The sequence below is a fragment of the Paenibacillus sp. FSL R5-0345 genome, assembly GCF_000758585.1.
Taxonomy (GTDB): Bacteria; Bacillota; Bacilli; order Paenibacillales; family Paenibacillaceae; genus Paenibacillus_AQ.
In genome coordinates this window covers 6,710,439-6,725,277 of sequence record NZ_CP009281.1, presented here as the reverse complement: position 1 = coordinate 6,725,277, position 14,839 = coordinate 6,710,439, and the positions used below count along the sequence as shown (strand labels likewise).

The window sequence follows — 14,839 nt, the reverse complement described above, 5'->3', positions numbered from 1 at the left end:
TTACAATGCCCTAACTATATTTTAAAGTATTACCGAATCATGTTTTATATTATTTTATACTACTTTATCAGACCTAACGGAGGAATCTATCAATGCAAATGAAAAAACGAATCATCATTACTCTTACCGTCGCTACAATGCTGCTCGCACAAGCTGGGACTGCTCTTGCAGACAGCACGATTAACGTGTATCTGAAAGGAAAACTACAAACCTTCGAACAATCGGCAATCATCAAGGACGGATCAACGTTGGTTCCCATGCGAGCCATTTTCGAGGCACTAGGTGCAACGGTTAAGTGGGATGGCAAGCAGCAAATCATCGATGCTACAAAGGATGACAAGACCATCCGCCTACAGATTGGTTGGAAGGGCGCTTGGATCGGAGAAACCAAAGTGGCTTTGGACGCTGCTCCACAAATCATAAATGGAAGTACAATGGTGCCGCTACGCTTCATCGGTGAAGCCCTTGGTGAGAAGGTCGAGTGGGATAGCACTTCTCGTTCCGTCCTCATTTCAACTGACAAATCCCAGCTTCCGAAAGCGGATAGCGGCGTGTACAAAGGCTATGCCACTGTCATGCGGGATGCGATAAAGAGCGAAACGTCGACAGGTGTCAAGATGCCAGATGCTACCTATAAGATTCTGGAGAGTAACAGTGACGCGTTCTTTGCGACTAATCGGGACAAGTTCTCTCTCTACGACAAAGCTAAACAGGTAAGTTCAGCTAATATGTCAAAGAATCCAGCCCAGTACAGCTCCACAATTACTGAGGTTAGTCGAATCCGAATCTTTGACGTACAGGAACTGACCGCAAAAAATGGACAGATCACCACTATGGCCTATGGAGAGAATGAAAGCGGTGGCCTGTTCTTCCAGATTTTCTACGCCGGTTCTAAGAAGCTGGCTAAAGAAGATGTCATCGAAATGGTGGGAATTTCTGTAGGCAAGTCTCAAATCAGTGTGCTCAATCGTCTTGGCGTTCAGTATGATTCTCCTGTAACAGTTTTCATAGCCGGTAATATCTTTACTGCTTTAGAAGAGTATCAGTTACAGGCCAATCGCGGCAAAGGTCAGGCCATTGAGTTTGACGATGAGGCACAGGCGCGTCTGGATAAAGGCACAGTGACGAGTTACACAGGCGAGATGGGTCTCGTGCAGGCGGCTGAGGACGGAGTGCTTAGCGAAGTAAAGCGTCTAGTCGGAACAAACCATGTCGATGCTAACGCTCTACCCCAAAACCGGACCCCGCTGATGGCAGCAGCACTTAAAGGCAACGACGAAATCGTCACATATCTGCTGTCCCAGGGTGCTGAACCAAATTTAGGCTATTCCTTTACGTCACCACTTAGTTCAGCAGCATACAGTGGAAAAGCTTCAACCGTGAAGCTGCTGCTTCAAGCAGGTGCAGTTCCAAATGAATTTGCTCTAAGTACGGCAAGGGATAATGGATATGCTGACATCCTAACTCTTCTGGAAGCTGCTACGAAGTAACCAGTCTTTATAAATTTAGAAGTCCCCATGTCGCTTCTAAAGGACATGGGGAATCTATAAATAATAGATAGTAGAACGGAGGCGTAGCACTTGGCAATTCTTTTTTTTGACATGCTGAGAAATAAGATAGACATGACAAAAGCGGAAGCAGCGGTGAGAAGAGCAGAGAAACAGGACAACAGGCGATTTCGTCAGGCACTGACATTCTCAGATCGGCAAGTCACGGTCAGCACTAAGGTAGAACTGGAGGATGCCGTAAGTAAGAGATACGGTACCATCATCATCGTAGGAGAGCTGGCAGAAAACGTGGGCAGAGCCTACAAGGTTAAAAACAAGCTGGAGTTGCTGGAGAAGGACCCTTCTGTTCAGCCACAAGCAGGTTTCTTGGGTATCACTGAAACAGTTATCATCACAGCTATTGTAGCGCTGACGGTTATTCTTGTTGTGGCAATGTTAAAGAATTACAGCATAGATACGGACATTGAGGTGAGCGATGCAAACCCCAAAATCAGATTAAAGCTGAATAAGTAAAACTATTTTCAGAAAACCCCGAATTCTTTAGGTCGGGGTTTTCTCTTCCCTCAGATAACAATTTTAATATGTATATATACTTGTGCATCCTTTGTGAAATAACCGTATTCTACGGGGTATTTTTGGATAAGAACTTTATTGGATAAGACGCTTCGGCTTGTTGTCCCAACCCTTACATAAAGCTATAATCAGGTTATCAACAAGAGCATTGGAGGCTTCATATATGACTAAAAAAGAAGAGACTAAAGTGGAACGATTCAATCTGCCATGGGTAGTAAAACAAGTCGAGGGCTTCGAGGAAAAAACAGTACGCAGCCTATTCAGTAAGATTCTCAATCTACTCGGTGAACAAGAGGAAAACCTAAGAGACAGCCGAGGACAGGTATGGTTTGATAAGGAATTGGCTGATTTCATAGTCTGGACGATTCGCCATATCGATAGTCCTTTCTTACAAAAGACGCTCAAACAGTCTGGTAACATTACGGTAGAGGAATCGCTCCAATTTCAAGAGGAGCTTCTTTCCTACATCGATACAATTGAAGAGCCTGCGAAGTCAAAGTTCAAAGCTATTGCCAATGAGCTTGCCTTGGAGCAATCCCAGGCGCTGTTCGAGAAGACGCTGGAGAATGTAAAGGAGTTGGTAGACTTATACCAACAAATCCCTGCCAAAGACCGAATCGAACTACTCGAAAGGCTCAACCCCGCCATGGGACAATGGAAGGAAGAGCTAAAGAAACGAATTGATAACCAATAGAATTTGCAAGAAGCTAAAGCCGCTGCGAATATGCACGGCTTTTTTTCGTTGTCAAGGAAAACGTACAGCAGTTCTTTGGTTCGTGCGCTTCCTGTTTCGGATGTTACTCTAGTTCTCGAAAGACCCACTCAATACACACTTGAAACGAAATCTTAAGATTTTGTCAAGGAAAAGTTTCAAGACCGGGTTGGGACGCGAAAATAGGTAGAACTAGATACACTTGTAAGTGTTAGAAGCAGTAACAACAAACTTTCACTCTGGGAGGAAACACGAAATGACAAACCATGCAGAAGAAACAGTAACGGTACAGTTTGAAACAGAAGAACTTAATACGGAAGAAGTGGCGAGTGTAGGGCAGGAAACAGAATCCTTCGAGGATCTCAACTTTAAGCCCATAGCTGCAACCCATGAAAGTAAAGGAAACGGTAGGCCAGGTGTTTGCTCTCTCGTGAATGCAGATGGAAATAGCAAGCGGTTCACGATTTCGGCCAAAGTCATGGAACAGATTGGGTTCCCTGAACAAATTCAGATCGGTGTAAACGAGAAAGGATTTGCTGTCGGCGCAAAGCTACCAAATAACGAGACCTGCTTTACGCTGAAACAGTCGGGAACCAAAGCGGTTGTTTATTCTTCCGAGCTGGTCAAAGAATTGACGTCGCTGTTCGACCTCGATTTCAGCGAGAGAACAAGCATCACGTTCTACGAAGTCACTTACCTTAACTATAAGGACGCGGTAATAGCCGTATTCCCACTCGAAAAGTAGGACATATAAGTCCTAAATCAATTTTACTCTTTGACAATTTCATAGCAACAAATGAAAAGTGCCTACCAAATTTATGATAGAGGAGAATGAGCTCATGCTACAGCAGATTACACCAAAAGCTTCTTTGCAGCAAGTCATGTTGAACTTTGGAAATCACAAGAAGGTTGAGCGTGCCATCAATTCCCTTCTGAAAAACCAGAACAGCGAGATATCTTTCTATAATCTGAATCGTGACCTAGTAAAAGGGGGAGAACAGATTTTCGTCTGTACGTGCTTCTCCCTTAAACTGTCGTGGAAACAATATTATCAGTTATTGGACTTCTATGGCGACAGTTTTGGAGATGTGTTCGGTGAGGATCACGGCGTAGAACCCAACCACGATTGTCTGAGGTTGTTTAAGAAGTACGCGAGCCTACAGAGTTTCGGAAACTTCGACGAACTGAAAGGTCATTTCGAACGCAGCTCCAGATGGACAAACACGGTTCTGCGGCTTGTTGGGATAGAGAAGGCGTTGTTTACCTTCCACTTTTTGCAGATTTCAGAGGAAACATTACAGTTGACCCAACCGAATCAATCGAGCTGACACTGCATGGTTGGTTCCCAACAAATAACATCAAACATCAGGTAAAGGTGCGTGAGAACATGCGTCATTTCTATATAGAAAACGACTGCGCGAATGAGAGGCAGAATTTTTATAAGTATGAGATTCAGAAAAAAATCTATGCAAAACGGTACGACTTGATGTGTTTTGCCGAAGAGCTAACTACTTCTCAGTTTGACGGGGTAGGTGATAAGGATGTCTAATCATCTTCCCTATAAGAACGTGGCCGAAGCAATGAAGGCCTTCGCCGCGCTAGGTTGGGCCATCATACCGCTATGTTCACACGATCACAGCGGTATGAGCGAACAACACCGGAATAATTGTACAAGACCTGGAAAGATGCCTCTCTTAAAAGACTGGACGAATGCTTCTATTCCAAAGCCCGATACAATCGACGAATGGGCGCGGCAATGGCCTTCCATGAATGTTGGGTTAGTACTCGGCACTCGAACAGGTGTCGTCGCCATCGACGTGGACGGGGAGTACGGAGAAGAACTGTTACAGCAATGGAGTAAAGGTGATCTCCCCGATACACTTGAGTTTACCACCCCAGGGGGCGGTAGGCGGCTCATGTACGCTGCTCCCATTGGAGTCCGATCAGTCAAGTATGCTGAGAGCCATCCGGAGAATCCACATGAAGAATGTGCGCTGCTCTGCGACGGTCAACAGACAGTTCTCCCGCCATCCAAGCACGCAAATGGCGGCATCTATGAATGGAAGGAAGGGAAAAGCCCATGGGAATTCAGTTACCAAACGCCCCTAGATGGATGGTTCAACGAATAACTCCTCCAAAAAGGGGACAGAGAACCGTTCCAACTGAGAGAGGGTCGTTCGAGGGCCTTAAAAAGTCTTGTCTCCGCTTTACCGATGATTGGGAAAGGCAGCAACAGCATGGGCTTGATGAAGAAACTTGGTTTCGTTGGAGCGCGGTATTTACTAATACGGGATTGCTGGATAAAGCGTTAGAGTTCTCGCGAGCTTCCCACAAGCACTCCCAGCAAAGCGAACGAAGAATACAAGAGATGACTAAGTCAGATCGTGGCCCTACCCGCTGTGAGACTATGGGATGTAGCGGTGATCAGATGCACCAATGCTTTGGTGATCAAGTGAGTAAGAATGAGGCAGGGGAAATCACCAACTCCCCAGCCGCATTTCTAACGGGCACAAAATCAAAAGCGCCAGCCGCGTTACCCGACCACATAAAGGAAAAGGAAGCGCTTCTGCCAAGTCGGTACTCATTGGAAGGTAAGAACCTTTGTGTTGTCCAAACGGATAAGGAAGGCAACCGCAATGACATTCCACTGGCTAACTTTTTTGCCTGGATAAACAAAACCGTCGTCAAGGATGATGGATCAGAACAACAGCGATTCTACGAACTGGAGGGAGTTCTCATGAATAATAGAAAACGACTACATCCCATACACGTTGCATCGGGTGATTTCGACAGCATGAAGTGGTTGGAGCAATGGGGACCAGAGCCTAACATTCAACCTGGGAACAAGGTCAGGGACACGGTCCGCCACGCGATCCAGACGACAGCGTCAGGGGCAACCACAGAGCGTGTTTTTGCCCATCTTGGCTGGGTAGAGGTGGATGGGGTCCCAAGGTACCTTCATGCTGCTGGGGCTGTAGGAGCAAAGGACGTTAAGGTAGAGATCGACCCGAGGTTGGAAAACTACAGGTTGCCTACCTCATCAGGTGATCGAAAAGAGGCCATGAAAGCAAGCCTAATGTTACTGGACATCGCTCCCCATCGGGTTACGCTGCCACTGTTGGGACTTACGTTTCTCTCCCCTCTGTGTGAATGGCTGAGAACAGTACATCTGGAGCCAAAGTTCCTTATGTGGCTTCACGGCTATACGGGAACTCGTAAGACGACTCTTGCTAAGTTGTTCCTTTGCCATTTTGGTGACTTGTTAGAGCGTCCTCCGGCCAGCTTTAAGGATACGGCAAACTCGGTTGAAAAACGGGGGTTCGATGTGAAAGACTCACTACTTCTGATCGATGATTACCATCCGGCCAGTGCGCTGAAGGAAGCGAAAGGCATGTCGCAACTAGCTGAGCAAATCCTTAGGGCTTACGGTGACAGGGTTGGACGAGGGCGCATGAGACAGGACACTAGCCTGCGGCCTGGTTACCCCCCTCGCGGCATGGCAATTGTGACAGCGGAGGATGTTCTCGACCGTGGCTCAAGCGTTGCTAGGTTGTTCCCCGTCGAGCTCAGACAAGGTGATGTTGATCTCCATAAATTGACTACTGCCCAGCAGCAAGCTCAGATGTTAAGTCAAGCAATGGTCGGTTACTTGGAATGGCTAGGACAGGCCATGTCAGAAAGTGACGACAGGCTGACGGAAATCTTCTACGAAAGAAGAAATGAAGCTTCCCAACTACATGTACACGGCAGGCTGGTAGAGGCTGCGGCTTGGCTGTACCTTGGTCTCCAACTTGGCTTAGACTACGCTGAAAGTGTTGGAGCGATCGAACACGGACGTAAAAATGAGCTTCTTCGCGAGGCTTGGGAAGGATTTGTCAGTACGGCGAGTGAGCAGGGAGAGCAGGTGGCAGAGGTTAAGGCAACGACACGCTTTGTGAGCATTGTCGGCGAACTTCTTGCTAATCGGACGATCTACACGGAAGCCGCTAAACCGCTTTCTGAAGGGGACATTCCCAAGAGTGGAACTCACGTAGGCTGGCACGATAGCAACTACTATTACTTTCTACCTGATGTACTCTACAATGCAGTGAGTCGATTCCTTTCGGCACAAGGGACTCATTTTCCAATTTCCAGTCAAACCTTGTGGAAACAGTTGGCCGAAGAGGGCATCACGCTCACGGAGACTTCGAAGGAAAACGGCAAAGAGCGTCGGCACAACCTCGTCAAGAAGACTGTAGGAGGTCAGCGTTCCCGCAAGCTCTGCGTAAAAGCTGAACTTTTGCGGGGAAAGGATGACGAAGAAGTACAACCCCGAGTTAGGCCCGAGCCAAGCCGATCGGAACCTGGAGGGGACCTGCCTGATGTGTTCGCCCCCGAAAACGGGGGCATTGCCCCCTGAAAGCCGAAGAGAGGGGGCGCTGGGAATTCCAAGCGGGACAAGGACTGCGGTGATTGGAGCCCCCATTGCCCCTATAAAAAAACATAACTAAACATAAAAAATAAATAATGTCCCCCCCTGCCAATAAAAAATGTCTCTCTCCCACGTCAGGTTAGGGGGGAACGGGGGCAGGTGCCAACGGAACCATGAGCCAACAAGGTTTTTGCGTCGCCCCAGTTGGGGCGAGTCCCTAAACTGGGGGGCAACGTGTGGGGGCATCGAAGAACGGAACAAAGGTTACCTGTAAATATATATTATTTCCTTAGAATGCTGTATTTACTAGAGAAAATTCTAAGGGAGATGAGCTATTTGTTTAACATTACAAATCAAGAATCCATTTTGAGTTACTCCAAGAAAGGTACGCTGTCTCAAGTTGGTCTGACGTACCTTGTAAGTGAGCTTGAGGAATTAAAAGCTTCCTTACATCATGAAGGTGAAGATCAATTTTCACTTGTGGATCATGGCTACTACATGTTGGTTGTCCAGTCAGAAGATACTTGCACACTAACAGATGGCGATGTTGTTGTGAATCTATTGGAGAATGAACCAGAGTACGTAGAACTGGTAGAACTGCCAAATGGAGTTTATATGTACCGAGCCTGCCTAATGCCCGACAACGAGTGTTTTCTGCTGATATACGCGCTCAGGGGCGCTTTAAGGCTAGAACTGGAACAGTGGTTTGCGGAGCAATCTGGATGCCTGGCTAAGGAGGACTTCGAATGATTAACTCTAAGCCTAAACCAGCTAAGCGTATTGAGGTTATTTCTCTACGAATGGTGCGTGAAAAAACATCGCTGCTCTACCCTAATCGTGTGATTCGTTCACCTCAAGATGCAGTTGACTTGTTCCGCCAATTCATCGGTGATTGTGATAGGGAAACATTCTGTATCCTTTGCCTCAACACTAAAAATGAGCCCACCGCTATGCATCAAGTATCCTGCGGGTCGCTGAATGCCTCTATTGTCCATCCCAGGGAGACGTTCAAGCTTGCGATTCTTGCCAACTCTGCTTCCATCATAGCCTGCCATAATCATCCATCAGGCCAGCCAGATCCCAGCCCTGAGGACGTTGAGATTACAGAGCGACTGCGGGATAGCGGCTGCCTGCTTGGCATCGATCTACTTGACCACCTTATTCTTGGAGAAGGCATCCAATTTACAAGCATGAAGGAAAGGGGATTGATGTAGATGTCTTATACATTTGATTCCCAACGATACGTAACGCGAGGCGTAAATAATGAGCTCAACCCTGAACTGCAACTGGTTCTATGGGCGTTACTGGATGAACAAATCCAAAGCAACGTACAGATGGACTACCTTCAAGTATTTGATTTGACTACTGAGAACGAGGGAAGTCATATGGTTCAAAAGATCATCCACTCTCAAGAGCAACCGGAACGTACAAAGACCTATAGTTATCCTGGCATTAATAAGCCTCTGCATGGCATTACCGTGTGGATAATTGATAGCGACGAGTACGTGACGATGCTCTTGCCATCAGAATATTGAGAGGGTGGGACAGATGAATCCAAGGGTTATTAATCTCATTATCGTAGCGCTTCAAATAACTATCGAAATCATTAAAAGCAGCAGAAATCATAAATAGAGTAAACAAGTCTGCTTATAAAGGCGGTAGGCTCTTGTTTCGATGACATACTTCAAAGGGGGAGCTGCTATGAAAGACGGCTTTAATGTACAGTACGAATTTGAATCCGCTATTGATTTGCTCTCGGATATGGTTATCAACTACATTTCCATGCAAGAGAAAAGGGCATCATACCGTGCAGAAGTTATGCTCTGGCTGGAGCCAGTTGAATTGCTGGAAATGGAAGAACTGGCCAACCATGAACTGACCTCACAACTTCTTGAGACAGCAGACTACCAAATGGTCGCCTGAGAATAGGAGGTCAACCTAATGGAATCAACAGTAGCCCTCTACATTCGGGTCTCCACAGATGAGCAGGTGGATGGTTACAGCATAGATGGTCAGATGGATATGCTAAAGGCATACTGCCGACAGCACAATCTAACGATATACAAATCCTATATAGATGCAGGAAAATCAGCGAAGTCGATTCAGGGCAGACCCCTTTTGCAGCAGTTACTTGTGGATGCGCAGCAGGGATGTTTTCAAAACGTCTTAGTCTGGAAGCTAAATCGGCTTTCACGCAACCATAGTGACTTGCTGCAAATGGTAAAAATTTTTAATAAGAGCAATGTCGGAATAAAGAGCGCGACAGAAGATATTAATACCGATACAACGATGGGCAGCTTTGTCGTACAGGTGCTGAGTGCTATTGCTGAGTTAGAACGGGAACAGATTTGTGACAATGTCCGTTTAGCTGTGCAAGAGCGCAATCGGCAGGGGTGCTGGAATAGCGGGAATATGGTGCTCGGTTACCGGTGGCATAAGAATCCTGACCCTGGACAGCAACAGCTTGAAATTGTGGAACCTGAGGCTGAGCTGGTCCGAACTATTTTTACCATGTATGCAGATGGATTAGGGTACAAGGCAATCACCAATCGACTAAATGCTGCAGGCTGTCTGACCAAAAAAGGCCTGGCTTTTGGGATCGCGGCGGTAAGAGGCATCCTGACTAATCCCAACTACATCGGCAAAATACGCATTGGTACAAGCCAGCGCCATACAGGGGCTGAGGTACAACTGATAGAGGGTGAACAAGAAGCAATCATTACTTTGGAATTATGGGAACAAGTCCAAGCTAATCTACGCAGTCGATCGAACCTGACATCGAAGACGATCAAACGGCATTTTCCATTGTCAGGATTACTCAAATGTCCTGAGTGCGGGTGCAGCATGGTTGCAGCACACACGAAGAGCTTTAACAAAAACGGGACAATTCGGAAGAACTACTACTATGTATGCTCACTCTATAGGAGTAAGGGCTCCGCTTCGTGTAGCCTAAATGCGATTCGCGCAGATAACATGGATTGCTGGTTCTCTCAACAAATGCAGGAACTTGTGACTAAACCCCCTTTGCTGAATCAAATCATCGCGGCAGTGAATGATAAGCGGGATCTAAGCCGTAAACCTCTTGAGGATGAAAAGAGAGGTCTGACTAAGGAGTTGGCTGCATTTGATCAGCGGCAGCAGAGATGCTTTGAGTTATTTGAAGAGGAGCATATTCCTCAGGAGGTTCTAGTTACGCGGCTTAAGGAACTCGAAGAGCAGAAGGCTGTTAAGCAAGAGGCCCTGCGAGGTATTGAAGAAAAACTAGCTAATCAACAGATACAATTGGTAGATAGTAATAAGATTCTTACCGCATTGAAGAATTTGTGGGCAATGGTCCAAATCTCCCCGCATGAACAGCAAAAAAAGCTGTTTAAGAGCTTATTTGATAAAATCACGCTCCCCCCTGACAAAGATATATCAAAAGCTGTTTTACATGGGAGTGCATCGTTAAATCATATACTATTTACAAATAACATGGAGGAATTACAATGCAAAATCAACAGCAAATCTGTTTAAATCAAGGCCGATTCATACTAGAACAAGGGCGGGCACTCTTATGTTAATGACCTCGGATAAGGTGCGTCGTGTTGCTATATACGTTCGTGTAAGCACGGAGGAGCAAGCTGAGCATGGTTATTCCATTGATGCACAACTTAAAACGCTGACAGACTACTCTAAGCTCTATAACTATGAAATCTACCGCGAGTACGTGGATAGAGGTATCAGTGGTAAGAGCATGGATAACCGCTTTGAGCTGCAGCAGATGCTTCAGGATGCAAAAAATAATTTATTCGATACCGTCTTGGTGTGGAAGTTTAATAGATTGGCGAGAAATGCAGAGCATCTTTCACAAATCGTTAATATTCTGAATAAGAATAACGTCGCGTTTATGTCCATGACAGAACAGTTCGACACCTCAACCTCCCACGGGAAATTCATGTTGCATATCATGGGGGCTGTAGGACAGCTTGAACGTGATACCATAGTTGACAATGTTAAGATGGGTCACAAACAACGTGCTAGGACAGGGAAGCACAATGGTAAGCTACCGCTAGGGTATCGAAGTGTAGAGGACATTGTGAATGGCGTTCGGAGTCGGGAATCAAAAGTAGAGATTGTTCCTGAGGAAGAAGTCATTATTCTCAAGATATTTGAACGATTCGCTACCGGACGAGGATTTAAGTCGATTGCGAACGAACTCAACCATGAGGGTTATGTTACCCGATCTGGTGGAGCCTTCTCCATCAGCGGTGTGAAGGAGATTCTGGATAATCCATTCTTTGTTGGAAGAATACGTTATGGAAGGTATGAAAACTGGAGTGAGAAAAGGCGTAAGGGCCTTAACACCATACTGGAGACTTTTGATGGGATTCATCCTGCTATTGTTTCGGAAGAACTATGGAGCAAAGTGCAGTATTTACGCAAGAAAAAATCAGTGGTCTCCCTGAAGCGCTTCGATGGCGAGTTCCTGTTAACTTGGCTGATCCGCTGTCCAAAGTGCGGAGCGCCGATGGTAGCTAATCGGACTCAGAATCGTAAGAAGGACGGCAGTAAGGTCACGCGTCTATACTACTCTTGCAGCAACTTCCGTAACAAGGGGAGCAAGGTATGCAGCGCCAACAGCATTCGGAAGCTGGAGGCAGAGAATTATGTAATCGAACGGCTTAAAGAAGTACTGGCAAAGCCCCAAATTCTCAAAGCCATCGTGAAAAACATTAATGAAAGGAAAACGAAGCGTGTCAAACCCCTCGAGCAGGAACTTGAGCATATTCTGGTTAAGATAACAGAGCTGGAGGGGAAGCGGCGAAAGTACTTTGACATGTACGAAATGAACGGCTTAGATAAGACGATGTTCTCCAAGCGGCTTGATGATATTGGTGGAGAACTGGAACGATTACATGTCAAAAAGGCAGGGCTGGCTGCTGAAATGAAAGACGACCATGTTGAGCCTGTCTCCTACGAAGTTGTCCGCGCTCTTCTGAATAAGTTTGATAAGCTGCTGGACTCGTCATCCTTTGACCAACGAAAGACCCTAATGCATTTGGCCATCAAGCAGATTACAATCAAGGATTCAAAAACCATCGACCAAATCGATATGAACTTCGATGAGAATACGCTACACCATTTTTTAAACGCTGACCCTTCTGTGCCCCATGCAGAAGGGTCTTTTGCTGTCCATATGAAGCGAGAGATCCAGGGTCAAAGCATCTCTATTGCAATTTAAATTTTTTAGCTAATGTAACGTATGGCTTAAGGGATCATTTGCGTTCTCAATAGATATTAAGTGCAGAGGAAAAATATCCCTTGACATTGTTCCTGATTGTTCCTACAATAAGATTTATAAGCAACCGGAACAGTCAGGAACAATGAATAGGGAGTGAGCGAATGTATTCAGCACGTTTAACAAAGGGTGGAGTGAATAGCTGGGCCGTTGAATTTAGGCATCCAGTATTAAAAGATCGTGAAGGCAAACAGGGTAGAAAAATCAGACGAGGTCTCGGTACTGATCAAGAAGACGCCCAAAGAATTGTGGATGATTTAAAACGCATACTTGCTGATGAGAATTACTGGTCTTTAAATGAGCAACAACAAGCGAAAATGATTTTCCACGGTAAGGCTGTTGACATATTTTATGATCAAATGGAGGAGGATTTAATAAGAGACCCTTGGGAGCTTCGTAATGAGAAGATTGAACTTCCATCCAAAGATGATGGATATGCACGGGTAATGTTCCTGGGCACAACTGGAGCAGGTAAAACAACAGTAATCCGACAAATGATTGGTACAGAACCAGATGAAATCAGCTTTCCCGCTATCTCATCAAGTCGTACGACAACATGTAATACGGAATACGTTTTTCGTGAAGGTGACTGGAGTGGAGTTGTTACATTTATTTCCCAAGCTCAGGCCATAAAACTTATAGAGGAATGTGTTTGGGAAGCCTTTAGAAGAGCGGTGATTGGTGAGGATGAAAAGACTATTGCAAAGGCCTTATTGTCTCATCCTGAACAGCGCTTTCGTTTAAGCTATCTGCTTGGTCAGTATCGTTCCTCAGGTAAACAAACTAGCATTACTAAACAATTGGATCAAGAATTAGATACTCCGTATCCAGATCAACTATCCCTTCAAACAGATATTAATTACATCATAAATGAGGTTAAAGTCCTTGCAGCTGAAGCTCGTGATGAATTTACACCGGATGAAGATAATGTCGATGAAGCTATTGACCTGCTTTACGAAACGTGGATAAGAGAAGACACAGAACGATTTAACGAACTTGTCCATTATATATTAAAGATTATTAAGTCGCGATTTGAATTAATTCGAACAGGGCAAATGCATCGTGATACTCGTGGGTGGCCCGTATTCTGGTATCATGAGTCAGAAGATAAGACTGAAGTAGTAAATATGATGAGATGGTTTGCAGGAAATGAAGGAAGAAGGTTCGGTCAGTTACTCGCTCCAGTTGTGAATGGTGTCCGCCTTCAAGGGCCATTTAAACCAAGCTGGTGGGAAGCAGATATTCCCCCTCGACTAGTGTTAGTTGATGGGGAAGGTATAGGACATGACTCTAATATTACAACAAGTATTCCTATGGATGTTACAAACAAATTCAAAGAAATTGATGCTGTAATTCTTGTTGACAATGCAACTCAGCCGATGCTTGATATTCCTAAGGTGATTTTAAGGGAAGCTTCTTCTCGCGGTCAGCAGGATAAGCTAATGGTTGTATATACTCGCTTTGATCAAGTACAAGGGTCGAATATGATTGATGACGATGATCGTCGTGACCACGTCTTAGGTATTCAAACAGGAGCTATAGAAGCAATGCAAGAGGCCTACAATCTAAATCCTAAGATGATCCGCCAACTGAGGGATCACTTAGAAAGAAACGCTTACTTTTTTCCAAATACTCAAGAGTTGAAAAACCCGTCAGATGAGCTGATTACCGAAATGGAAAGTTTTATAGAGTCAGTAGCAATGAAAGCTGATAAGGCGGCCTCGCTACTTCCAAACGGACTTATTCCTATACCACAGTATGACTTTGGACGGTTGGTTATCGCAATAACTGAAACGGAAGATTTATTCATGCAAAAGTGGCTTGGTTTATTAGGGTTAAGAAACTCACAATTTCCTAAACAGCACTGGACGCGAATAAAAGCTTTATCCAATCGTGTTGCAAATTGGTCTAAAACTACAGAGTACAGTGACCTAAAACCTGCAAGTGATTTAGCGGGGTATTTAATGCAACGACTAAACGAATTTCTAAGTGTTCCAAAAGGATGGTCTATTCCGGCTCCTGATGACAAAAAGCAAAGTGTACTTCAGCGGTTATCTGAGAATACGTCCGACAAGATAAATCAACTTGTTGAAAGACGTCTCAAAGTGGATTTGCACTCTCAGTGGATTGTCGCTCATTCTTATTATAAGGGCACAGGATCAGCGGCTAATAGGGCAAGTGAGATCCGGAGTATTTTTGAAAGAACTATACCACAACCCAAAATAACTTATGATAATGTATCAGGGGATTTCCTAGATGAATTAAAAGCTATCGTTGAAGAGTCACTGGTACAAATTAAAGAAGAGGAAAGTAAACAAGAGGAAAGTAAACAAGAATAATCAAATTATGATTAG

At 45.1% G+C, this 14,839-nt stretch carries 14 protein-coding genes; all 14 read left to right on the top strand.

The window, feature by feature from the left end:
- Window positions 1–92 precede the first annotated feature (92 nt).
- The 14 genes from R50345_RS30575 to R50345_RS29605 all read left to right on the top strand — a co-directional run bounded on the left by R50345_RS30575 (window position 93) and on the right by R50345_RS29605 (window position 14,824).
- Window positions 93–1,490: a stalk domain-containing protein gene (locus R50345_RS30575; RefSeq protein WP_052414779.1), complete on the top strand. Its 1,398-nt coding sequence runs from the start codon at window positions 93–95 to the stop codon at window positions 1,488–1,490.
- A 90-nt stretch (window positions 1,491–1,580) separates the two neighbouring features.
- A complete protein-coding gene (locus R50345_RS29665; RefSeq protein WP_042131680.1) occupies window positions 1,581–2,021 on the top strand; it encodes a hypothetical protein in 441 nt (146 codons plus the stop codon).
- 223 nt (window positions 2,022–2,244) lie between these two features.
- Complete coding sequence (locus tag R50345_RS29660) at window positions 2,245–2,775, top strand: hypothetical protein (protein WP_042131679.1); 531 nt, start codon at window positions 2,245–2,247, stop codon at window positions 2,773–2,775.
- A 274-nt stretch (window positions 2,776–3,049) separates the two neighbouring features.
- Window positions 3,050–3,538 carry a hypothetical protein gene (locus R50345_RS29655; protein WP_052414778.1) on the top strand — a complete coding sequence of 163 codons (489 nt, stop codon included), beginning with the start codon at window positions 3,050–3,052 and terminating at the stop codon, window positions 3,536–3,538.
- Window positions 3,539–3,632: 94 nt separating this feature from the next.
- Window positions 3,633–4,121, top strand: coding sequence for a hypothetical protein (locus R50345_RS29650; RefSeq protein WP_042131678.1), 489 nt, complete (start codon window positions 3,633–3,635; stop codon window positions 4,119–4,121).
- A 240-nt stretch (window positions 4,122–4,361) separates the two neighbouring features.
- Entirely contained in the window at window positions 4,362–4,922 is a 561-nt protein-coding gene (locus tag R50345_RS29645; protein WP_197069727.1) for a bifunctional DNA primase/polymerase, read from the top strand.
- A complete protein-coding gene (locus R50345_RS29640; RefSeq protein ID WP_042131676.1) occupies window positions 4,874–7,192 on the top strand; it encodes a hypothetical protein in 2,319 nt (772 codons plus the stop codon). The genes R50345_RS29645 and R50345_RS29640 overlap by 49 nt, the downstream gene beginning before the upstream one ends.
- Before the next feature lie 348 nt (window positions 7,193–7,540).
- Window positions 7,541–7,954: a hypothetical protein gene (locus R50345_RS29635; RefSeq protein WP_156114895.1), complete on the top strand. Its 414-nt coding sequence runs from the start codon at window positions 7,541–7,543 to the stop codon at window positions 7,952–7,954.
- A complete protein-coding gene (locus tag R50345_RS29630) occupies window positions 7,951–8,418 on the top strand; it encodes a JAB domain-containing protein (RefSeq protein ID WP_042131674.1) in 468 nt (155 codons plus the stop codon). The genes R50345_RS29635 and R50345_RS29630 overlap by 4 nt, the downstream gene beginning before the upstream one ends.
- A complete protein-coding gene (locus R50345_RS29625) occupies window positions 8,419–8,739 on the top strand; it encodes a DUF960 family protein (RefSeq protein ID WP_042131673.1) in 321 nt (106 codons plus the stop codon).
- 139 nt (window positions 8,740–8,878) lie between these two features.
- A complete protein-coding gene (locus tag R50345_RS29620) occupies window positions 8,879–9,127 on the top strand; it encodes a hypothetical protein (RefSeq protein WP_156114894.1) in 249 nt (82 codons plus the stop codon).
- A gap of 18 nt (window positions 9,128–9,145) precedes the next feature.
- Window positions 9,146–10,720, top strand: coding sequence for a recombinase family protein (locus R50345_RS29615; protein WP_052414777.1), 1,575 nt, complete (start codon window positions 9,146–9,148; stop codon window positions 10,718–10,720).
- Window positions 10,721–10,760: 40 nt separating this feature from the next.
- Window positions 10,761–12,428: a recombinase family protein gene (locus tag R50345_RS29610; RefSeq protein ID WP_156114893.1), complete on the top strand. Its 1,668-nt coding sequence runs from the start codon at window positions 10,761–10,763 to the stop codon at window positions 12,426–12,428.
- 161 nt (window positions 12,429–12,589) lie between these two features.
- Window positions 12,590–14,824 (top strand): hypothetical protein, encoded by a 2,235-nt coding sequence (locus R50345_RS29605; protein ID WP_042131671.1) that lies wholly within the window; start codon window positions 12,590–12,592, stop codon window positions 14,822–14,824.
- Window positions 14,825–14,839: the final 15 nt, after the last annotated feature.

Excerpts from the sequence above, each read along its gene's own strand:
- R50345_RS29625 (WP_042131673.1), top strand. The coding sequence starts at position 8,419 with ATGTCTTATACATTTGATTCCCAACGATACGTAACGCGAGGCGTAAAT.
- R50345_RS29605 (WP_042131671.1), top strand. The coding sequence starts at position 12,590 with ATGTATTCAGCACGTTTAACAAAGGGTGGAGTGAATAGCTGGGCCGTT.
- R50345_RS29610 (WP_156114893.1), top strand. The coding sequence starts at position 10,761 with ATGTTAATGACCTCGGATAAGGTGCGTCGTGTTGCTATATACGTTCGT.
- R50345_RS29620 (WP_156114894.1), top strand. The coding sequence starts at position 8,879 with ATGACATACTTCAAAGGGGGAGCTGCTATGAAAGACGGCTTTAATGTA.
- R50345_RS29615 (WP_052414777.1), top strand. The coding sequence starts at position 9,146 with ATGGAATCAACAGTAGCCCTCTACATTCGGGTCTCCACAGATGAGCAG.
- R50345_RS30575 (WP_052414779.1), top strand. The coding sequence starts at position 93 with ATGCAAATGAAAAAACGAATCATCATTACTCTTACCGTCGCTACAATG.
- R50345_RS29660 (WP_042131679.1), top strand. The coding sequence starts at position 2,245 with ATGACTAAAAAAGAAGAGACTAAAGTGGAACGATTCAATCTGCCATGG.
- R50345_RS29650 (WP_042131678.1), top strand. The coding sequence starts at position 3,633 with ATGCTACAGCAGATTACACCAAAAGCTTCTTTGCAGCAAGTCATGTTG.
- R50345_RS29640 (WP_042131676.1), top strand. The coding sequence starts at position 4,874 with ATGGGAATTCAGTTACCAAACGCCCCTAGATGGATGGTTCAACGAATA.
- R50345_RS29655 (WP_052414778.1), top strand. The coding sequence starts at position 3,050 with ATGACAAACCATGCAGAAGAAACAGTAACGGTACAGTTTGAAACAGAA.
- R50345_RS29630 (WP_042131674.1), top strand. The coding sequence starts at position 7,951 with ATGATTAACTCTAAGCCTAAACCAGCTAAGCGTATTGAGGTTATTTCT.